Source organism: Roseibium sp., from assembly GCF_050301095.1.
Lineage (GTDB): Bacteria > Pseudomonadota > Alphaproteobacteria > Rhizobiales > Stappiaceae > Roseibium.
The window spans coordinates 1-19,463 of sequence record NZ_JBNKYW010000058.1 but is presented as its reverse complement, the minus strand read 5'-3'; the positions used below and the strand labels follow the sequence as shown (position 1 = coordinate 19,463).

Here is a 19,463-nt window from a genome sequence, read left to right as displayed (position 1 = left end):
GCCTTCACGTCGTCAGGCAGCGCTTTGCGCAGAACGACGGGGCCCTCGGGAATGACTTTCGAGATCCAGATCTGCTGCAGCTCGTTCATGTCAACCAGACCGGCATCAACCGCACGGCGCAACGCGCCGGAGTTATAGCCGTCTTCCCAGTTCCCCTGTGCATCGGCCCAGGTCACGCCGCCGTCGATGTCACCGTTGAAGACGGCAACGATGGTCTGTTCGTGACCACCGGTGAACTTCACGTCGGAGAAATATTCACCCGGCTTCATGGAGTATCCGAGCTTCGGGATCTCGATGGACGGGATCAGGTAGCCGGAGGTGGAGTTCGGGTCACCGAAACCGAAGACCTTGCCCTTCATGTCGTCGAGCGAGTTGATTTCGCTGTCGACGCGGGCAAAACCGATGGAAAAGTAGCCGTAGCCGCCGTCGTTGTTGACCTTGACGAGCACCGGATCAACAGCCTCAGGATCGGTCAGGTAGACCTTGGCGTAGCCGGAGGCGCCGAGCCAGGCCATGTCCAGGTTGCCGCCGAGCAGGCCTTCGATAACGCCGTTGTAGTCAGCCGGGGCGAACAGCTTGGTCGGAACGCCAAGCAGCTCTTCTGCCTTCTCGCGCAGGCATTCGTTGGCGCGCAGGCGGTCGGAGGCGTTCTCGCCGCCGAGAAGGCCGATGCGGAATTCGGTGATCTCTGACGCACCGGCGACAGAGGCATTCAGTGCGATCATGCTGACTGCGGCAAGCGCAGCAACTTTGGAAACGATTTTCATTTGGGACTCTCCCCGAGGGTCTTCATCGTGATGACGTCGTTCAAATGCGCTGACGGCTCAGACCGCCACCGCCGCCGGGGTCATCGCACCGGCGGATTCCTTCACGCCGGACCGGCCGGCATCGATGGCAGTGGATGTGGCTGCCTCGTTGAAACTGTCGTCCGCGCCGTAGATTTCGCGCGCGGCGTCCGTCGTCAGCTCTTCCGGCTTTCCGTCGAAAACGAGGAAGCCGTCGCGCATGCCGATCACGCGATCGCAATAGCTGCGCGCGGTGTCGAGCGTGTGCAGGTTGCAGATGACGACCTTGTTGTCGCGTTCGTGGATTTCGCGCAGGGCATCCATGACGATCTTGGCGTTCATCGGATCGAGCGAGGCAATCGGCTCGTCCGCCAGGATCATGTGCGGGTCCTGCATCAGGGCACGGGCGATGGCGACACGCTGCTGCTGACCGCCGGAGAGCTCCTCCGCCCGTTTGGAGGCTTCCTGCGCAATGCCCAGGCGATCGAGCGCGGCCAGGGCAGCATTCACATCATCCTTGCCGAAGATGTTGAACAGGCTCTTGAGCGTGCCGTGACCGTTCAGCCGGCCGAGCATGACGTTGGTGACGACATCAAGACGCGGCACCAGATTGAACTGCTGAAACACCATGGCGCAGTCGCGCTGCCAGCGGCGCATCATGCCCCCCTTCAGATCCAGGATATCCCGCTCCTGAAAGAGGATCCGGCCCGCAGTTGCCGGGGTCAGCCGGTTGATCATCCGCAGCAAGGTCGACTTTCCGGCGCCCGAGCGGCCGATCACGCCAACCATCTGCGGCCTGTCGATATTAAAACTGACCTTGTTGACCGCGGTCCGAGACCCGAAGGTCTTTGTGACATCCTGAAACTGAATCACGCGCCAGCCCTGTCCATGTGTTCGTTGTGCTGGGCGACAAGAGCCACCGGACCGTTACAGCGAGATGACAGTCCCTTGAACGGAACGTCAAAGATTTTTGACGGATCAATGACATAGAGGTGCTCTGACCAGATCCGGCAGTCGGGGTGGACACGAAATCCGCAACGTCCTCAGCGTTTTCACGCGTGGCCCCCGCGCTGAGTCAGCCGCTTGAGTTTTTCACGGTTGCGCACAACAATCTTGAAACCCTCCACGGACCGGGTCCGCCCCCCGACTGCCCAACCCAAATTTATTCAGACAGTCACAGCACTGTCTTCAAACCGTCACGAATGCCGTCTTCCGAGTCGCTAAAAGGCGAATCCGCATTTCTCACCTGACTGGATGGAGCCCCCATGACCGCCCCCGTTCACAAACCCGCCTTGACCGAAGCCCCGAATGTTCATCCCGACTCCAAGGTGCTCAACTGCGAGCTCGGCGCCTGGACGGAAGTGGGTGCGCACACGGAAATGCGGGAAAGCCGGATGGGGGACTATTCCTATATCGTTCAGGAAGGCGACGTGGTCTGGTCGACCATCGGCAAGTTCTGCTCCATCGCCCGGCGTGTGCGCATCAATCCGGGCAACCATGCGACCTGGCGCGCTTCCCAGCACCACTTCACCTACCGCGCGGCCGCCTATGGGCTTGGACAAGACGACGCGGAGTTCTTCAACTGGCGCAAGGAGGACTGGGTGACCATCGGCAACGACGTCTGGATCGGCCACAATGCGACGGTGCTGGCAGGCGTCACCATCGGCACGGGCGCCATTGTCGCAGCCGGCGCCGTCGTCTCCAGGGACGTCGCGCCCTACACGGTGGTCGGCGGCGTTGCCGCCAAGGCGATCAAGCGGCGGTTTTCAGAAGCCCAGGAAGAAGCCCTGATGGAGATCTCCTGGTGGGACTGGAGCCACGAGCAGCTGAAGGAGCGCCTGCCGGATTTCCGCAAGCTTTCCATCGATGCGTTTATCGAAAAGTACCGCTAAAAATTCCGCTCATCTGAAGCTGCAAACTTCACCTTCCGCAACGGAGTTTTTTTACACTTTTCGCTTGCAGTCTGATTTCCTCAGCCGCCTCAGCACCCTGGAAACATGGTGCAACTGCGAACAGGACGAACGGGCCGTTGCACTGTCCCCGTAAGTCACATTTGCGCACAGGGCTGATTCGACAGCCACCTCGGTTTGTGGTGCACTCTGGTTAACAGCAACGGACGGGCCAGTCCGGGAACGCCAACCCGAACATCAGTCCCCAAGTTGCTGACTGGGCGCAGCCCCTCAGAGCGTCGCTCCGCGGCATATCCGAGGTGGTTGCAAGGCACCCAGGAAGCACTGGATGCGGAGCGCTCCGCTAAAGGTGCCCCGGCATTCTGGCCGCAGCGGGTTATCTGCACTGTCAGCGCGAACCTTGGACCTTTCGGGGGCCTGGTTGGCGGGTGAAAGACCATCCTCGCGATTGTCTCTTGCCAAGTTGAGATCAAGGGAAAGACGCTTTTCCGGCTTATGCAGGATTTGCTGATTTCAACAACTTGACCTGAACAGGGGGGTGTTGGTGAAAGCCGACACCCTTTCTGTTTTGTGCGACCGCGCAGCGGTCATGGAGATACGCACGTCGGACAAATGGGACGTGAAAGCCTCCCCTCCCCTTGAGGACAATTCGAGGCTAGACTGGCCTCATGTTATCAGACGGCTCAATCCTTCAATCCAACCTCGGTTCTTCGCTTCGCAGGTGGCGGGTGCTCAACCGTGTCAAGCAGCAGGCGCTGGCGCGGGACCTTGGTGTTTCCCAGACGAAAGTCTCGCGTTGGGAGAGCGGGCTGGCTCAGCCTGAGGGCGCTGATCTTTTGAAGGTGTTGAAACTCTTGCGGGCGCGCCCGGAAACGGCGGCGGACCGGGCACTTCTGCACCTGGTCGAACAGGCCGCCGCACCGGTTCATCTGGTCTGCGACCTGACCCACCGGCTGCTGGCAATGTCACCTGCCCGCGCCAGGGAATGGCATGTGCCGGTGTCCGAATTTCTGAACCGACCGCTCTGGCGGTTCGCGACGGACAGTATCCGCTCCATGGAATGCCAGCTTGCCGACCGGGGCTGGTACGAGCCGTCAGGTCCCGACATCCGGTACAGGACGGAACGGGCCGAGTTTCCGGAGATGACCATTCCGGAAAGCTGGATCCGGATCTCGCGGCTGCCGCTTTCCGACGGCAGTTTCGCGCGTCTTGTTCGCGAAGATCCTCAGGACGGGCGCGCATAAATTATTCAGGGCCTCGAGCGCGCGGGATTTGCCCGCTAGCCTTGAAACATGACCGACATAAACTCTCCCCCCACCCCGGAAATCACTCCCCAAATCGCTCCCGAACGGCTCACCGGCATTCTGGAGTTCTTTCAGGCTGCCGCTCAGCTGAAAGACACGATCCGATCAGGCTTCACGGGTCAGGGCCGACCGGAAAGCACGGCCGAACACAGCTGGCGGCTGGCCCTGATGGTCCTGCTGTTCGAACAGGACCTTGGCGATGTCGACGTCCTGAAGCTTCTGAAACTTTGCCTGATCCACGATCTTGGCGAAGTCCTTTCCGGCGACGTACCGGCCCCGCAGCAAAGGCCGGACGATGACCGCCAGGCACGCGAAAGGCGTGATTTCCAGACCTTGTGCGAACCGCTTCCCGAAGACCTCTCAACGGAGCTTCTGGCGATCTGGGATGAATATTCCGAGGCCAAAACTCAGGAAGCGCGTTACGCGAAAGCCTTCGACAAGCTGGAAACCATCTTCCAGCATCTTCTGATGCCGCCGCCCAGCGCCGGGTTTTACCGGTTCAATCTCACGTATGGCCGGGACCGGACGGATGTGACCCCATTAACCCGCCAGATCCGTGCCGTTGCGGACGCCGGAACCCGGGCCGTCATGCGGTCATTCGGCAGAGAGCCCGCGTGATTCCCGCCTGCCCAGGACGCCGGGCAGGGTCAGCTCTTCCTTGAACAACCGGAAATTGGCGTTACCATCGGCCTCTCCGGACAGCGCTATCGCGACCGGTCCGGAGACGCGCAATGCACCTGCCTTTGGAGGAGCCTTCATGTACACGATCCTGCCCCGTAGCCGGGAAGCCGTTCTGGGCGTCGAGGTGACCGGAACGATTGACATCACCCAGGAGCGGGAACTGATCGCCAAGGCGGAGGAACTGATCGCGCAGCACGGCAAGATCGCCGTGCTTGTCGTTTTGGGCGAGCACGTCGGCATCTCCTTCGAGGCGGCGAAGGCGGATATCAAATGGGTGCTTTCCAACATGAAACACCTGTCGAAGGTCGCCATCGTCACCGACAGCAAGCTGCTGGCCGCCCTCGTCGCCGTGGATGCCACCTTCGCCAGGATGGTCGGTATTCAGGAAAAACATTTCGACAGGGATGAAATCGAGACGGCTTGGCACTGGATCGAGAGTTAGGTCAGTCGCTGCAAGCGGCTTCTCAAACCACAGCAGCCTCCCCTACCCCACCGGACACCTCATCCTGAGGAGCTTGGCAAAGCCAAGCGGCTCGAAGGATGGGCGGCATACGCCTGAACAAGCGGCCATTCTTAACTGTCTGAGGTTTTGTAGAGTTGACTTGGGAGAACCGGTTGCCACCCTCACGCGGCAGATCAGGTAGGAACCCGATGTGTTGACGCGGGAGCGGATCGAAAAAACTCCCAATGACGTTGAGCGCAAACCAAGAACGGCACCATAACCTGGAATTGTCCTAAAGAGCTCATTGCAACCAACTTCATCAAATGCGATGATTTACGTAGCGTCACCCTTTTGACACTTCTGCATTTCTCCCGTTTGTTTTTTTAACCGCCATCACGGGTGCAACGCTGACCGAGCAAAGTCTTTTAGCCGTTCGCAGTTGGAGCCTGTCATGGACAACACCACCATTCACCCGTCCTGCACCAGTCTTGCGCATCTCGTCGATCTTCACCTTTGGCGCGGCCCGCCGCAGAACCTGGATGCCGACCGGCCGGTGCAGATCCTCGTCAATCAGGGTTATGTCGTCGGCTTCAGTCCGCAGCGACTGCAACCGGCGTGGTCGGCCTACAGGGTTGCGGATGCCGACAGGGACGTCGATTACAAGCGGCCGCTGTTCTACTATCAGGACATGCGGCTGGAGGAGAAGTACCGCATCGGACGTCACACCTTCGGCAAGCTCGGCGGGATCCAGCTTAATGTGGGGCACATGTCCCCGAATGAGGTCATCAACCGGCAGTTCGGACGTCTTGCGCAGATGGAAACATTCCTCATGTCGAACATGAGCCCGCAATACGGATCGTTGAACAGCGGGGTCTGGCTGAAACTTGAAACCGCAATCCGCCTCATCAACGACGACCCGGACAGGGATCATGTCTGGGTCATTTCCGGTCCGGTCTTTGGCGACGCCCCCTCGTCGATCAACCGGGGAAACGGCAAGGACCTGCCGGTTCCGGACAGCTATTTCTGCGTCGTCGTGGATCCGCACACCTATCCTTACGACACACCGTCAAAGGTGAATATCGATTGCTTCATCATTCCGCAAACCGCCCCCCGCAGCTCCAGCCCCGACGACTATCCCGCGACACTGGAGGAAGTGGAAGCGGCCACAAGCCTCAGGTTCTTTGCTTCGTGGGGCCGCGACCTGCCGTTCGCGATGATGTCAACGATGCACGACCGGGCGGCACCCGTGCAGAGCAGGCTCATGAGAACCTTGCAGGAAGTGAAGTCGCAACGGGATGTCACCTTCGCCAGTGTCGATCCGGCACTTCCCGAAGCGGACACGATCGGTGGCCTGATTGACGCCCTGAAGGCAGAAGCCGCTCAATTGGAGATCCAGCAGCGTGCATTGACGGAAGAGGAACTCGCCCGCGTCAACACGATCCAGCACACGATCTCGTGGCTGTTGCGCGCGCGTGAAGTTGCCGGTCCGCCCGTGCCCGCGCCAGAGCCGACCAATATGATCACCTACAAGGTTATCGAAGACCTTGGCGACAAACTGACCACAGGCGCGCGCAGCGCCTGCAATTTCTGGAACCGGTTCGTCACGCCCAAATACTCCATCGTCATACGGCTGGGCACCTTCACCCAGTTCGGCAACACGATCGCGCGCGCCTATATGCCTTACGACAAGGACGGCGTGCATTACGGCAAGGTCGAATTCAACACCCGGTTCCTGGGCCGGTTCACGGATGACGAGATCGCGGGAACGATCATTCACGAAATCGGCCACACCCTCGGCATCGGGTGGGACACCTGGCGAAAGCTGTTCCACGAAAACACCGGCAGGTTCAAATCAACCGCCGTCAGCAAGCTGCGATCGCTCGAACTGATGGAAGTCGAGCTCGACGGCGGCCCGGGCACCGCGCTCTCTCACTGGGACGAAGACCGCTTCGACCGAGAGCTCATGACCGGATACCAGGACGCGGGCGAATATGTTTTGCCGGTCACGATCGATGTGATGGAAATCCTGGGTCACAAGATCAATGAACGTCTTCCGGTCCGCAAACCGTTGAAGGAACTTCTTGAGGACGCTGCAAGAGTAGTCTTCTCCCGCCAGGACGAAGCGCGGCAACTTGATCTGGAATATTACAAGGAGACCGATCTGTTCGAGACCATTCCGCACGTGACACCGGCGCCTAAAGATCCTGCCGGCTGAGGAGCGCGGGGTACGCAACCACCTTTCCGGGCGAGAGACTTCAGGCTTCCACCAGGGTCTCGTCGTTCAGGAAAGCCGTTTCCGTGATGCTGCCCTGCCGGACCGCAATCATCTTTCCCTGGGGCACTTCCTTCCAGCAGTTGCGGGCCTGGTCGAGCGGTTCGGACACCACCATCACCCCGTCCTCGAATTCGCGGTAATAGAGCGTCGGGGCGAAGTTGTCGGAGGCATAGCGGGCCGCATAGAGCGTTTCGCCGTCCGACCAGCCAGCGGCAAAGCGCATGTGCGGCTTGCAGCCCGCCTGGGCGGACATGGTTTCGGCTTCGAACACGGCCTTCGCCATGGCGGCGCGCGGGTTTTGTGTCAGGCCATAGGCAAGCGCCACCAGAAACAGGCTCTCGCTGTCGGTTCCGCCCATACGGGCCTGGTAGAGATCGTCCGGAATGATGTTGTCGAACTGCCGGCGGACCCTGTCATAGCCGCCGATCTGGCCATTGTGCATGAAGGTCCAGCGGTCATGGGTGAAGGGGTGGCAGTTGTCCCGGGTCGTTGCCGTGCCGGTTGAGGCGCGCACATGGGCCAGGAAATGGCCGGAGCGGATGTGCCGGGCGATCTGCAGCAGGTTCGGATCCGACCAGGCCGGGCGCACGTCCTTGTAGAGGCAGGGCGTCTGCCGGTCGCCATACCAGGCGACGCCGAAACCGTCCGCATTGACCGCCGTCTTGCACGACAGCGCGTTGCGGCTCTGGTCGATGAGCGAATGCTCCGGATCGCAGATCACTTCTTCCAGATATTTCGGAGCACCGCTCCAGGCAGCCCATCGGCACATGGTCGCTCAAGTCCCTTCAGAAATGATCCGTTTCCTCAGGCCGCGTTCTGCATGGCCTTGAAGCGCGCCGTTTTCTCGTCACACGCATAATAGTCCGCCGCCGGATAGGGATTGCGTGCAAGGTCGTCGACGGCGGCAATGATCCTGTCCGCCTTTTCCGATGTCATGAGAACGGAAAAGTTCAATCTCGTCCAGCCCGGTTTCTTCAGTTCCTCACCGGAAAGTATGCCGCTGCGCAGGGCATTTGAGGCTTCCTTGTCAATTCCAAGGAGCCTGTGGGCATACGGCCCGGCACAGGCGCAGCCGCCGCGTGCCTGAATGCCGTAGACATCCGAGAGCATCCGTGTGACCAGCTGCTGGTGGATGTAGCCGCCGCGCTCCAAATCACGCACCCGGAAGGAGAAGACCGGCAGAACGCGGTCGGCCTGCGGATTGCCGAGGATTTCAATGGCCGGATTGTCTTTCCAGACAGCAAGGGCCTCGCTGCGCCAGACGGCGTTGCGGGCATCCATTTCCGTCTGCCCGATGGCTTCCTTCACCAGAAAGACCAACGCAGCCCGGATGTCCCCGACGACGTTCGGCGTGCCGGCTTCCTCGCGGGCGGCGATGTCGCCGGTATAGTCGTGCGCCCAGGGCGATACGAAGCGGACGGTTCCGCCACCCGGAAAGACCGGCGTCTCCAGACAGACGGCATCCTTGTGCACGATCATGATGCCGGATGCCCCCGGCCCGCCGATGAACTTGTGCGGAGAAACGACGACGGCATCCTTTTGGGCCGCCGTTCCGGCCTTCATGCCGACCGGAAGATAAGGCCCGGAGCCGGCACAATCCCAGACGCTCAGCGCGCCGTAGCATTTCAGAAGGCGGGTGACCGCCTCGTCGTCCGTCACGATGCCGGTGACGTTGGACATCATGGAGAAGGCGCCAACGATCAGCCGGTTTGTGCCCGCCGCTTGCAGAACTCCTTCGAGCTGGCCGAGATCCGGGCCACCGGTCGGCGCTTCGCCGATTTCGATCACCTCCGCCCCGCTTTCGCGCCAGGGCAGGATATCGGAGTGATGTTCATACGGCCCCAGGACGACAAGCGGGTTCTCGCCGCGCTGTGCCGCGCCGGAGACGCCAAGCAGGTGTACCAGCCGATTGAGACCCGCAGTTGCTCCGGAACCGCAGAAGACGGTCGCATAGTCCTCGCCGGCACCGCAGACCCGGGCGATCTCCGCACGCGCCGCCTCGCGCAGCCGGGTGATCACGCTGCCGCAGAAAGACGCCTCCGTATGGCTATTGGCGTATACCGGCAGCACCTCGTCCATCACGAACTCCTCGACCTGGCGCAGGGCGCGGCCGGACGCGACATAATCGGCATAGATCATTTCGCGTTCGCCGAAGGGACCGGAAATGGTGATGCCCTCGCCGATCAGGCCCGCGCGCAGGCGAACGATGAGGTCAGGCCCGATCAGGCTTTGCTTGAAACGGTCGAGTGCGGTGCCGCTGTTGTGGGTCATTTGTTGCTCCGAATTCCTTTATTCAGATCATACGACCCTTAACCAGGGGATATCTTCACCTCATTCAATTGTCAGATCTGTACATTTGTGTCATTTGATCGAAGATGGAGAAAAAATTCGATCATATTGACCGCGCACTCCTGAGAGCGCTTCAGCGGGATGCGCGACTGTCGCAGCGGGAGTTGGCCGACAAGGTCGGTCTTTCCCAGAACGCCTGCTGGCGCCGACTGAAAACGCTTTATGAAAGCGGATTGATCGAGGGTCACACTGTGCGGCTGGATCCGGAGCGCCTGGGGCTGAATCTCACGGTTTTCGTGATGATCCGCACACGCCACCATTCCAAGGACTGGCTGGAGACCTTTCGCGGTGAAGTGTCCGCAATCCCGAATGTGATCGACTTCTACCGGATCGCCGGGGACTACGACTACATGCTGAAGGTGGTGGCCGAAGACATGAATGCCTTCGACCGGATCTATCAGCGCCTTATCGAGAAGGTCGACCTGGACACGGTCACATCCTACATGACCATGGAGGCGATCGCGGATGCCCGCGATCTGCCGATTTAACGTACGGCCACCAGGCAAGCCTTCTAACGGCGGCGCCCGCCGCCTCCCCTGCGAACTGCTCCACCGCCACCCTGCCTTTGCGGACGCGGTTGTGCGCGCTGGACGTTGCGCTGCCGGTTGACCTCCCGGTTGCCGGCCGAGCGGGCTCTGCGGTCCCGACTCAGATGCGCTGGTGCCTGCGGCCGTTTCGCCGGCCTTTGCGCGGCTGGTCTTTGGGCTGGCTTTTGCGCGGCTGGCCGTTGTGCCGGTTTCTGGGCTGCCGGCCTCTGCACCGGCTTCTGGGCTGCCGGCCGCTGCCCGGCCGGACGGTTCGCCGGTTTCTGCACATTCGGCAATTTGCCCTGGTTCGGACGATCCTTGAGCTTGTCGCCGGCCGGACGATTGGCAAGGGCCGCCCCCGCGCCGGCGCCGATGGCCGCGCCCGCTCCGATATCACCGAGCCTGTCCTTCATGGCATCACGTGATGGCGCGTCGACATCGCCCCAGCGGCCGCCTTCGAACTTCTGCCAATTCTCGCCATCCCGCCGATAGACGGAACCATCCCGTCCGGCAAAGACGTCGCCCCGCCGGTCGAAGTTCGCCAGATTGCCCGGCGTGCCGTCCCTCTTCCAGCGATTGACGGCATCCTTCTGAAGGTCGCGGGTGCGGGACCATTGCGGGCCGGTGACCACCTTGCCGCCCCAGGAACCGTAAATGCCCCGGGCACCCCCGGCGATGATCCGGTTGCCGGTGCGCGGATTGTAGGCGGTGATGAAACCGGCACTGCCGCGCGGACCGCTGATGGCCGCACCCCGGATGTAGCCGCCGGTGCGCGGATTGTAGATACCGCCCCCCGCGATGCCGCGATAGGGACCGTAGGCGTAGCCGTAGCGTCCGTACGTACCGCGGATCGGATTGTAGAAGGCACCGATGCCGTAGGTCACGGGACGCGGGAAATAGATCGGCCGGAAGCCGGGCCTGTACCAGGGCCGGTAACGCCAGCCGGTGCCGTAGACAAAGACACCCCAGGCAAGGAAGCCGGTGAGATAGCCCATCGTATAGCCGTACCAGACCGCTCCCGGTTCGCTGTCGTAAACGCGCACATAGGTGGTGTTGTAGACCGGCGAAGAGGGCGGGATGGTGTAGATCTCGTCCGGCACCGAAGTCGCGACCTGAAACGGCCCCTGCGGGCTGTCGCCGACAAACCAGACACCGTCCTGCAGAACGTAGTATTTGGCGCCGACCTGGATCACCTGATCGTTGGTGTTGGTGGCATAGGACATCGACGTGCCGTCGATCGGCTTGAACTCCGGGTCGCCGGCATAAGAGACATCCGCGCTGAGGGATCCGACTTCCACGCGGGCGGTCGTCGGAATGCTCGCCTTCAGTCTGGCCTGTTCGGCTTCAGACGTGCCGGGCACGGACGAGCGGACCGAATAGTAAGGCGCATCTTCCGGAATGTACTGGAAGTCGGACGGCAGATCGGGCGTGGTGAACTGCCACGGGCCGTCAAGCGAGGCGGACTTGAACCAGCGGCCGGACACCAGAATGTACCAGGTGGACGAGGCCTTCAGGAAAAAGACGTCGCTGTCGGTATTGGACGCCCATTCCAGACCGGTCCCTTCCACCGGCTCCAGCTTGGGATCGCCTTCAAAGACGATCATTTCCGCAGGCTTGTCGGAATAGAACACCTTGGGCGGCTGGTTGCCCGGGAACGGTTCGCCCGGAACGGCTTCCTTCGTGTCCTTCCAGTTGTCGTCGTCAGGCAGCGACTTGATCAGATCCGGCAGATCGGCGACCGGCTGCCAGCCAGCGGACACATCCTTGGTCGTCAGCCAGGATTTTTCGTCGCGCAGATAGAGTTCCGACGTATCGTTGATCTTCAGAATGTCCCAGTTGGTGTTGACGACAAAGCTCAGCCCCTGATCGCCCTTGACCGGTGCCAGGATCGGCGCTCCGTCGGTCTGGACCAGGATGGCGGGTTCGGTGGAGACGAAGATCGGCGGGGCTTCCGAATTCAGCCCCTCGACGTCGTCCATGCGTTTGTATTCCGCAAGCCCGGCCGTGATCCGGTCTTCCTTCACCGTAATCGTGCCTGTCGGCATGATCTTGCCGACCTGCAGGGTGAGGTCGGTGAGCGAAGCCCTGTCGAGCGCGGAAAAATCGAGTTGCGTTACCTGGATCTGGCTGACGTCCACCTCGCCCGCTTCCGTATCCGCCACGGTCTGGCCGCTGACACCGATGACGCCGAACACGGGCTTGGCATTCTTGTCCTTGATGTATTCAGCGGCAACGAGCGCCTTCAGGGTCTTGAAGTTGTCCCACTCGGTGAACTGCGGCTGGTAGAGCACCAGCGTCGCGCCATTGCCGGTCTGAAAGGAGCGCGGCCAGCCCGTCGTCTGTTCCGGCTCGGAAAGCTGAAGATACCGGCCGCTGACGAAACCGTTCTGGCCATTGAAGCTGATGGAGCACCAGGCGCCGGTGTCGTCGCAGTTCTGCATGTCCACCTGGGTACCGCTTGGAACGGTGCCCAGAGATCCGAACCCGGTGCCGGGCCCCTGGCGGAAATTCACGTTGGCGGTCGTCACGGCAGGCGCCGCAAGCGCGCTTTGCATGAAAACCGGTTGAACAACCAAAATCGAAGATAAAAGTACCGATAAAGTCTTACGCATCACACGCTCCTGAAGACGGAAATGCCAGGCCGGTGCCGTTAGCCGGACCCCGGGCGCCTGCGGCTATCCTGCACATCTCTCTGCAGCAATGTCCAGCTTGCGGCCGCCGTTGGCGCGTGTTTTCGAAGGGGTGCAACCGTCACGGAAATCAGGAAAGCAGGTTGCCGAAGCCGTTGCGGCAACAAGGCGTTAGCGTAGCGGCGCAAAGAAAAACAAAAAAACCGGCGTGACTTTCGTCACGCCGGCAAGACCCCCGGAGGAAACATCGCGTTGTTTAACAAGCCACCGAGGAAAGACGTTGCGGGACCATCGAAACAGCCTGCCCCGTGCGGGCGGACTGTTGTGCGGCCAGCCCCATTTCAACGGCCCGGCGGCCGTCGTCAAGGGTCACGTCCGGTGTTCCCATTTCGCCGCGTACGACGGCGGCAAAACCCTGATGCTGGAAGAAAGTGGAGCCGTTATGATCGCCCGCGTCAAGTATCGTAGCGTCAACCGGCATCTCGATCTGACGCGGTCCCTTGGGAAATCGCGGGGAGACGACAAGCTGAGGCACAGGCGGTTCGCCAAGCTCAGCTGGCCAGAATCGCCCGGGCCCCGGCACGAAGGCCTCGATCTTGCCCAGCGGCCCGACCGCGGACACCTCTTCCTGATAGCGTGAGCCTTCCGCGAACATGCACAATTCCAGCATGGCGCGGGAGCCGTTTTCGAAGTCGACGATTACATAACCGTTGTCGAGCACATCCGGCTGTTCGCCGTCATAGACCTCGTCCTTGTGGTTGGCGTCCTGCCCGGCGGAGGCCATGACACGCACCGGCTCGCATTTCATGATGAGGCGCATCAGATCGAAGAAATGGCAGCATTTTTCCACGAAGGTACCGCCGGAATAGCGGTTGAACCGGTTCCAGGCTCCAACCTTGTGCAGGAAGGGAAAGCGGTGCTCCCGGATGGTCAGCATCCGGATGCCGCCGGTGACCGCGTCCGCCTGTTCGATCAGGGCGGCAACCGGCGGCATGTAGCGGTATTCCATCGCGACCCAGACCGGCGCGGGATAACTCGCCTTGAATGTTTCAAGGGCGGCGAGGTCTTTCGGGTCGGTGAAAAGCGGCTTTTCGACCAAGAGCGGCAACGGTCGTTTGTGCCGAATCTCCTCCATTTGCGGCAGATGGCAATGGTTCGGGCTGGCGATCAGGAGGCAGTCGAGTTCTTCCACGTCCAGAACTTCCGAGACTGATCCAACGAATTTCGCTTTCGGCGCAAAAGCCGCCGAGGCTCTCGCCATGTCGGGATCCGGCTCGAAGATCACCGTCACCTCGGTGCCGGGCAAAAGGGCAATGTTGCGCAGGTGCTCCTGCCCCATCATGCCACAGCCGATCACGCCGTATCTTACCTTCGCAGGCATGTAAGACTTCCTCCTTGAAGGCGGTTTCCCGCCATTTACTTTAAACGCTGAACGTAGTGGGCCCTGTCGGTGTCGAACCAGGTGCGCGAATATTCGACCGGCTCAGGCCTGTCCGCCCAGCTGAACCGTTCGATGAACCCTGTGATCGTACCGGGAGCCTTGGTGAACACTTCCGGCGCCCAACCGGGAACCTTTCCGATGGTTACCCGGTCCTCGGCCCGAACGATCCAGAAGCCGAGCTGTTTCTGATAGAAGCGGTAGAGCGAATCGGACAGCAGTTCCGGCTTCACGAACCCCGAATCGCCGTCGAGCCAGATCTCCTCGACCGCGATCATCACGTCATTGAGGTGCCTGAGACGGCGGATGCGGGTACCCTCGCCGCTGGTGCCGAAGGCCGGAAGATCTTCCGCCTTCTTCATGCGCTTCACATCCAGAACGTCCGCACGCGGCAAGCCTCCCCCCGACAGCAGCTCAAGGCGGAACATGGCATAGACGCTTTCGCCGGTCCCGCCCTGCCGTATGTAGTTTCCCGAACCCTGGATCCGCTCAAGTAAGCCTTTTTGCGTAAGGTCCGCCAGCGCTTTGCGCAGGGTGCCGATCGAAATTCCCAGGTCCTCGGCCATCTCGCGCTCAGGCGGCAATCGCTCGCCGTCGATCAGCCGTCCGGCGGCAATATCCCTGATCAAAAGCTCGCTTATCTGCACATAGAGAGGCAGTGCGCTCGGCGATTGCGATGGGCTCGACATGACTAACTGTTGCCTGTTTTTCAAAAATTGATACACTATTGATTTACATCAAACCGGGTGATAAGCAAGTGGAAATCGAAGGCAAAGTGAAGCCAATCGAAAACAAATGAAAGCAAGGGAGCCTTTCATGACCATTGTCCCAGTGACGTCACCGGATCTTGATGCAGCGGAAGTTTCCTGGTTTGCAGCGCTGTGTTCCGACGACTACCAGTTCCTGGGCGTTCCCGAAGGCCAATTGCGTTCTTCCTGGGAGCATTGCTCATCCATCGTGAAGACCGCCGAAACCCAGGGTTTCCGCAACATCCTGTGCCCCTCGTCCTATCAGGTCGGCCAGGACACGCTGTCCTTCGTGGCGGGCTGCGCACCGATCACCGAGAAAATCAACCTGCTGGCAGCTGTCCGCTGCGGCGAGATGCAGCCGATCATGCTGGCGCGCACCATCGCGACGCTCGACCACATGCTGAAAGGCCGGCTGACGGTCAACATCATCTCCTCCGACTTCCCGGGCGAACAGGCCGACAGCTCCTACCGCTACCAGCGCTCGCGGGAAGTGGTTGAAATCCTGAAGCAGGCCTGGACGCGGGACGAGATCAATCACGAGGGCGAGATCTACAATTTCAGGGGCCTGACGACAGACCCGGCAAGGCCCTACCAGACCGGCGGCCCGCTGCTTTATTTCGGCGGCTACTCCCCGGCAGCGCTGGAATTGTGCGGCGAGCACTGCGACGTCTACCTGATGTGGCCGGAGAAAGTCGAAGAGCTGGAAGGCCGCATGAAGGCGGTTCATGCGGTTGCCGAAAAATACGGCCGCACGCTCGACTACGGCCTGCGCGTCCACATGATCGTGCGCGACACGGAGAAGGAAGCGCAGGAATATGCAGACTACATCGTCTCCAAGCTGGATGACGACCAGGGTACAGCCATTCGCGAAAGGGCACTGGATGCAAAATCCCTCGGCGTGAGCCACCAGTCGCACAACCGCGAGATTGCCGACGCATCCGGCTACATCGAGCCGAACCTGTGGACCGGTGTCGGACGCGCGCGCTCCGGTTGCGGCGCGGCGCTGGTCGGCTCGACCGACCAGGTCATGTCCAAGATCGAGCACTATCACAAGATGGGCATCCGGGCCTTCATCTTCTCCGGCTACCCGCATGAGGAAGAAGCGAGGCATTTCGGCGAACGCGTTCTGCCGAAGCTGAAGACCTGTTCGCTGCCGCACGCCTATGGGCGCGTTCCGGCCGAGACCCCGGCTACCCCTCTTGGAAATGGAGTGCGCCGCTGATGGACCGTGTGAAGCTTTCCGATATTCTGGAATTCTCCCGCCTGATCTACGGCATGTGGCGGCTCGGCGACGATACCGACACCTCACCCGCTCATGTGGAACGGAAGATCCAGACCTGCCTGGACCAGGGCATCACAACCTTCGACCAGGCCGACATTTATGGCGGCTATGCCGCGGAAGCGGTTCTGGGCGGAGCCCTGAAAGCAAACCCTTCCCTGCGAAATAGCATGGAAATCGTCACCAAGTGCGACATCGTCGCGCCCGCCGGACGCTACGCGGACCGGAAGGTAAAATATTACGATACGTCCCGTGCCCACATCGAACAATCGGTCGATACGTCTCTCGCCGAGATGGGCATCGACGAAATCGATCTCCTGCTGATTCACCGGCCGGATCCCTTCATGGACCATCATGAGACGGGGGCAGCGCTCGACGATCTTGTCAGGAGCGGCAAGGTGAAGGCCGTTGGTGTTTCCAATTTCCGGCCCTGGGACTGGAAACTGCTGCAATCGGCCATGACGGAAAAGCTGGTGACCAACCAGATCGAGATTTCCCTCAAGGAGATCTCCCCCTTCACCAATGGCGACCTCGCCTTCCACCAGCGGCTCGGCACCAGGCTGATGGCCTGGTCGCCGCTCGGTGGTGGCGCGCTGATCTCGGAAGGCGGCAAGCTGGGCGAGGTCCTGGACGAGATCGCCGGCGGTTTCGGCGTAGACCGCTCGGCGGTCGCGGTCGCCTTCCTGCTGGCGCATCCGGCACAGCTTCTGCCGGTGCTGGGCACCAACAATCTGGAACGGATTGCAAAGATTTCCGATGCCCGGAAAGTCATTCTGGATCGTGAAACCTGGTACCGCCTCTATGAGGCCGCCCTTGGAAATGAGGTGCCTTGATGACCATGCAGACCGCCAATCACCCTGTCACCTTCGAGCCGGATTCGGAAAATACACGCCTGCTGCGGGACGCCTTCGGTCGCTTCGCTACCGGCGTCACCATCGTGACCACCGGGTCCGAGGACGGCCCAGTCGGCATCACCGCCAACAGCTTTTCCTCCGTTTCGCTGGAACCGCCGCTGGTTCTGTGGATGCCGGACAAGGGTTCGCGCCGGTTCCAGTATTTCGAAGCCGCCGAGCATTACGCCATTCATGTTCTGAGCCATGAACAGGCGGAAATCTGCAGCGGCTTTGCCCGCAACGCGCAAGCTTTCGACCAACTGACCTACAGGACCGATGCGAACGGTGTCCCCCTGATCGAAAACTGCCTGGCGCGGTTCGAATGCAGGCGGCACGCCGCCTATGAAGGCGGCGATCATCTGATCGTCTTGGGAGAGGTCGTTCAGGCGGAGATGCGTTCGGGAGACGCGCTCACCTTTTTTGCGGGCAAGCTGGGGCAGATCACGCCTCAATGAGGACGGAGAACGGAGCGGCAACCGCCCGTTCAGGAGGAAATTAGGGAGGAGCCCGGATGGGCGCACTGCTGGCGGTCCTCGCACCGCTCGACTTCGTCAATTCGCAGTTGTTGCGCATTGGCCGGGCCATCGGCATCGTGGCAGTCGCCATGATGGTCGTCGCGATCCTGATTCAGGTCGTGTTCCGCTATGTCTTCAACAATGCGCTGCCATGGCCGGACGAAGCAGCGCGGTTCTGCATGCTCTGGATGACCGGCCTGATGGCCCCGACCGCGTTCAGGCGCGGTGGTTTCGTCGCCATCGACATGCTGACCCATGCCCTGCCCCGCTCCCTCGCCAACCTTATCTCCCTCGCGCTGCTGCTGGTGTCGCTGGCCGTGCTCCTGGTCGCCGTCAGGATCGGCTACGCGGAGGTCACCGGTTTCGGCGGGAAATTCGCGACCGCCTCGCTTTATGTCCCTGGCAGTTTCACCTTCACCGAGTGGGTCCGGGTTCCGCGCAGCTGGATGATGGCCTCGATCTTCGTCGGGGTGGTCCTGCTGACGCTCGTCAATGTCGAGTTGATCCTGCGCAGCCTCATCTCGCTTTCAGGCGGCAAAGACCGCCTGCCGGTCATCCCGGATGCTGACATGGCGGGGGCTGACTGATGCTGATCTGGTTCCTTCCTGTCTTTCTGCTCTTCCTGCTGATCGGCCTGCCGGTCTTCTTCGGCCTGCTCGCGGCGCCGGGCATCCTGCTCTGGCTGAACGGTCAGGAACGCGACATCACGCTGCTCTACCGCAACGTCTACAATGGCATGGACAGCTTTCCTCTGATGGCGATTCCGTTCTTCATGCTCGCGGGCGAGTTGATGAACAAGGGCGGCATCACGCTGCGTCTGGTGGAATTCTCCCAGGCACTGATGGGACATCTGCGCGGCGGTCTCGCCCACGTGAACATCCTGTCGTCGATGCTGTTCGCCGGGCTTTCGGGCTCCGCCGTCGCGGACACGTCCGCGCTCGGCTCCATGCTGATCCCGGCGATGGAAAAGCAGGGCTACACCCGCCGTTTCGCCGCCGCCATCACGGCAGCAAGCTCGGTCATCGGCCCGATCATTCCGCCTTCGGGCATCATGATCATCTACGCCTATGTCATGGGCGAGAGCGTCGCGGCGCTCTTCCTGGCGGGCATCGTGCCGGGCGTCATGGTCGGCGTCGGCCTGATGCTCATGGTCAAGGTGATGGCAAACAGATACGACCTGCCCAAGGCCCAGCGGATCGTCAATCCGGGTCAGGCGATGGCGCCTGTGGAGTACTGGTTCTCTTTCGTTGTGTTGCGGATAAACCTGGCAGGCCTGTTTCTGTTCATCGCCAAGATGGTAGCGGCGGCTGTCGGCCTTGCACCGTTCTCCGCCAGCCTCTCCCTGGCGCTCTTTGCCGGATTGCTGACCCTCAGCCACCTGCTTCTTGTCAGCCTGCGCGGTGCCGTCTCCAGTGACTTTCGCATCGTCTGCAAGAAAGCCGTGGCGCCGCTCCAGACGCCGATCATCATTCTCGGCGGTATCCTGATCGGGGTGTTCACACCGACCGAGGCCGCAGCGGTTGCAGTCGCCTATGCCCTTGTCATCGGTTTCTTCGTTCTGCACTCGATCAAACCGGAGGAAATTCCGGGCGTTCTGAGCCGGGCCGGCATAACGTCTGCCGTTGTCCTGCTGCTGGTCGGCGCCGCCATGGCCTTCAAGACGGTCGTCAGCCTCAGCCACGCGCC

The 19,463-nt window shown here is 61.1% G+C and carries 19 protein-coding genes; 11 read left to right on the top strand and 8 right to left on the bottom strand.

Annotation, left to right across the window (positions count from 1 at the left end; all coding sequences use genetic code 11):
- Together phnD and phnC are read right to left on the bottom strand one after the other, a co-directional pair.
- A partial coding sequence (gene phnD, locus ACQY7U_RS05270) for a phosphonate ABC transporter substrate-binding protein (protein WP_428642698.1) occupies positions 1-767 on the bottom strand: 767 nt, incomplete at its 3' end.
- 57 nt (positions 768-824) lie between these two features.
- Positions 825-1,658, bottom strand: a complete 834-nt coding sequence (phnC, locus tag ACQY7U_RS05265) for a phosphonate ABC transporter ATP-binding protein (RefSeq protein WP_428642697.1) — start codon at positions 1,656-1,658, stop codon at positions 825-827.
- 392 nt (positions 1,659-2,050) lie between these two features.
- On the opposite strand from phnC, the gene ACQY7U_RS05260 reads away from it, so the two are divergent.
- The 3 genes from ACQY7U_RS05260 (at position 2,051) to ACQY7U_RS05250 (ending at position 4,617) form a co-directional block, all read left to right on the top strand.
- On the top strand, positions 2,051-2,677 hold the full coding sequence (locus ACQY7U_RS05260) for a DapH/DapD/GlmU-related protein (RefSeq protein WP_428642696.1): 627 nt from the start codon (positions 2,051-2,053) through the stop codon (positions 2,675-2,677).
- A gap of 686 nt (positions 2,678-3,363) precedes the next feature.
- Positions 3,364-3,939, top strand: a complete 576-nt coding sequence (locus ACQY7U_RS05255) for a helix-turn-helix domain-containing protein (protein WP_428642695.1) — start codon at positions 3,364-3,366, stop codon at positions 3,937-3,939.
- Between the two features lie 48 nt (positions 3,940-3,987).
- A complete protein-coding gene (locus tag ACQY7U_RS05250; RefSeq protein ID WP_428642694.1) occupies positions 3,988-4,617 on the top strand; it encodes an HD domain-containing protein in 630 nt (209 codons plus the stop codon).
- Here ACQY7U_RS05250 and ACQY7U_RS05245 read toward each other — a convergent pair.
- Positions 4,594-4,758 (bottom strand): hypothetical protein, encoded by a 165-nt coding sequence (locus ACQY7U_RS05245; protein WP_428642693.1) that lies wholly within the window; start codon positions 4,756-4,758, stop codon positions 4,594-4,596. The two genes, ACQY7U_RS05250 and ACQY7U_RS05245, sit on opposite strands and share 24 nt — an antisense overlap.
- Here ACQY7U_RS05245 and ACQY7U_RS05240 point away from each other — a divergent pair.
- Both ACQY7U_RS05240 and ACQY7U_RS05235 read left to right on the top strand, forming a co-directional pair.
- Entirely contained in the window at positions 4,757-5,122 is a 366-nt protein-coding gene (locus tag ACQY7U_RS05240; RefSeq protein ID WP_428642691.1) for an STAS/SEC14 domain-containing protein, read from the top strand. The two genes, ACQY7U_RS05245 and ACQY7U_RS05240, sit on opposite strands and share 2 nt — an antisense overlap.
- Before the next feature lie 451 nt (positions 5,123-5,573).
- Entirely contained in the window at positions 5,574-7,337 is a 1,764-nt protein-coding gene (locus ACQY7U_RS05235; protein WP_428642689.1) for a DNA/RNA non-specific endonuclease, read from the top strand.
- Between the two features lie 40 nt (positions 7,338-7,377).
- Here ACQY7U_RS05235 and ACQY7U_RS05230 read toward each other — a convergent pair whose 3' ends face one another.
- Both ACQY7U_RS05230 and ACQY7U_RS05225 read right to left on the bottom strand, forming a co-directional pair.
- On the bottom strand, positions 7,378-8,166 hold the full coding sequence (locus tag ACQY7U_RS05230) for a class II glutamine amidotransferase (RefSeq protein WP_428642687.1): 789 nt from the start codon (positions 8,164-8,166) through the stop codon (positions 7,378-7,380).
- 35 nt (positions 8,167-8,201) lie between these two features.
- On the bottom strand, positions 8,202-9,668 hold the full coding sequence (locus ACQY7U_RS05225) for an aminotransferase class V-fold PLP-dependent enzyme (RefSeq protein ID WP_428642686.1): 1,467 nt from the start codon (positions 9,666-9,668) through the stop codon (positions 8,202-8,204).
- A 104-nt stretch (positions 9,669-9,772) separates the two neighbouring features.
- Here ACQY7U_RS05225 and ACQY7U_RS05220 point away from each other — a divergent pair, with 104 nt between their 5' ends.
- A complete protein-coding gene (locus ACQY7U_RS05220; RefSeq protein ID WP_428642685.1) occupies positions 9,773-10,234 on the top strand; it encodes an Lrp/AsnC family transcriptional regulator in 462 nt (153 codons plus the stop codon).
- A 23-nt stretch (positions 10,235-10,257) separates the two neighbouring features.
- On the opposite strand, the gene ACQY7U_RS05215 is transcribed toward ACQY7U_RS05220, so the two are convergent.
- The 3 genes from ACQY7U_RS05215 to ACQY7U_RS05205 form a co-directional block, all read right to left on the bottom strand.
- Positions 10,258-12,801 (bottom strand): SH3 domain-containing protein, encoded by a 2,544-nt coding sequence (locus ACQY7U_RS05215; protein ID WP_428642683.1) that lies wholly within the window; start codon positions 12,799-12,801, stop codon positions 10,258-10,260.
- A gap of 358 nt (positions 12,802-13,159) precedes the next feature.
- Entirely contained in the window at positions 13,160-14,284 is a 1,125-nt protein-coding gene (locus tag ACQY7U_RS05210) for a Gfo/Idh/MocA family protein (RefSeq protein WP_428642682.1), read from the bottom strand.
- A gap of 35 nt (positions 14,285-14,319) precedes the next feature.
- The gene (locus ACQY7U_RS05205) at positions 14,320-15,030 is read right to left on the bottom strand and encodes a GntR family transcriptional regulator (protein ID WP_428642681.1); all 711 of its coding nucleotides are present in this window, start codon (positions 15,028-15,030) and stop codon (positions 14,320-14,322) included.
- 127 nt (positions 15,031-15,157) lie between these two features.
- On the opposite strand from ACQY7U_RS05205, the gene ACQY7U_RS05200 reads away from it, so the two are divergent.
- The 5 genes from ACQY7U_RS05200 to ACQY7U_RS05180 all read left to right on the top strand — a co-directional run.
- Entirely contained in the window at positions 15,158-16,312 is a 1,155-nt protein-coding gene (locus ACQY7U_RS05200) for an LLM class flavin-dependent oxidoreductase (protein ID WP_428642680.1), read from the top strand.
- A complete protein-coding gene (locus ACQY7U_RS05195) occupies positions 16,312-17,202 on the top strand; it encodes an aldo/keto reductase (protein ID WP_428642679.1) in 891 nt (296 codons plus the stop codon). The genes ACQY7U_RS05200 and ACQY7U_RS05195 overlap by 1 nt, the downstream gene beginning before the upstream one ends.
- Positions 17,202-17,717, top strand: coding sequence for a flavin reductase family protein (locus ACQY7U_RS05190; RefSeq protein WP_428642678.1), 516 nt, complete (start codon positions 17,202-17,204; stop codon positions 17,715-17,717). The genes ACQY7U_RS05195 and ACQY7U_RS05190 overlap by 1 nt, the downstream gene beginning before the upstream one ends.
- Before the next feature lie 56 nt (positions 17,718-17,773).
- Positions 17,774-18,364 carry a TRAP transporter small permease gene (locus tag ACQY7U_RS05185; protein ID WP_428642677.1) on the top strand — a complete coding sequence of 197 codons (591 nt, stop codon included), beginning with the start codon at positions 17,774-17,776 and terminating at the stop codon, positions 18,362-18,364.
- On the top strand, positions 18,364-19,463 hold a 1,100-nt coding region (locus ACQY7U_RS05180), incomplete at its 3' end, for a TRAP transporter large permease (protein WP_428642676.1). The genes ACQY7U_RS05185 and ACQY7U_RS05180, both read left to right, overlap by 1 nt.

Excerpts from the sequence above, each read along its gene's own strand:
- ACQY7U_RS05260 (WP_428642696.1), top strand. The coding sequence starts at position 2,051 with ATGACCGCCCCCGTTCACAAACCCGCCTTGACCGAAGCCCCGAATGTT.
- ACQY7U_RS05255 (WP_428642695.1), top strand. The coding sequence starts at position 3,364 with ATGTTATCAGACGGCTCAATCCTTCAATCCAACCTCGGTTCTTCGCTT.
- ACQY7U_RS05250 (WP_428642694.1), top strand. The coding sequence starts at position 3,988 with ATGACCGACATAAACTCTCCCCCCACCCCGGAAATCACTCCCCAAATC.
- ACQY7U_RS05240 (WP_428642691.1), top strand. The coding sequence starts at position 4,757 with ATGTACACGATCCTGCCCCGTAGCCGGGAAGCCGTTCTGGGCGTCGAG.
- ACQY7U_RS05245 (WP_428642693.1), bottom strand. The coding sequence starts at position 4,758 with ATGAAGGCTCCTCCAAAGGCAGGTGCATTGCGCGTCTCCGGACCGGTC.
- ACQY7U_RS05235 (WP_428642689.1), top strand. The coding sequence starts at position 5,574 with ATGGACAACACCACCATTCACCCGTCCTGCACCAGTCTTGCGCATCTC.
- ACQY7U_RS05230 (WP_428642687.1), bottom strand. The coding sequence starts at position 8,166 with ATGTGCCGATGGGCTGCCTGGAGCGGTGCTCCGAAATATCTGGAAGAA.
- ACQY7U_RS05225 (WP_428642686.1), bottom strand. The coding sequence starts at position 9,668 with ATGACCCACAACAGCGGCACCGCACTCGACCGTTTCAAGCAAAGCCTG.
- ACQY7U_RS05220 (WP_428642685.1), top strand. The coding sequence starts at position 9,773 with ATGGAGAAAAAATTCGATCATATTGACCGCGCACTCCTGAGAGCGCTT.
- ACQY7U_RS05210 (WP_428642682.1), bottom strand. The coding sequence starts at position 14,284 with ATGCCTGCGAAGGTAAGATACGGCGTGATCGGCTGTGGCATGATGGGG.
- ACQY7U_RS05205 (WP_428642681.1), bottom strand. The coding sequence starts at position 15,030 with ATGTCGAGCCCATCGCAATCGCCGAGCGCACTGCCTCTCTATGTGCAG.
- ACQY7U_RS05200 (WP_428642680.1), top strand. The coding sequence starts at position 15,158 with ATGACCATTGTCCCAGTGACGTCACCGGATCTTGATGCAGCGGAAGTT.
- ACQY7U_RS05195 (WP_428642679.1), top strand. The coding sequence starts at position 16,312 with ATGGACCGTGTGAAGCTTTCCGATATTCTGGAATTCTCCCGCCTGATC.
- ACQY7U_RS05190 (WP_428642678.1), top strand. The coding sequence starts at position 17,202 with ATGACCATGCAGACCGCCAATCACCCTGTCACCTTCGAGCCGGATTCG.
- ACQY7U_RS05185 (WP_428642677.1), top strand. The coding sequence starts at position 17,774 with ATGGGCGCACTGCTGGCGGTCCTCGCACCGCTCGACTTCGTCAATTCG.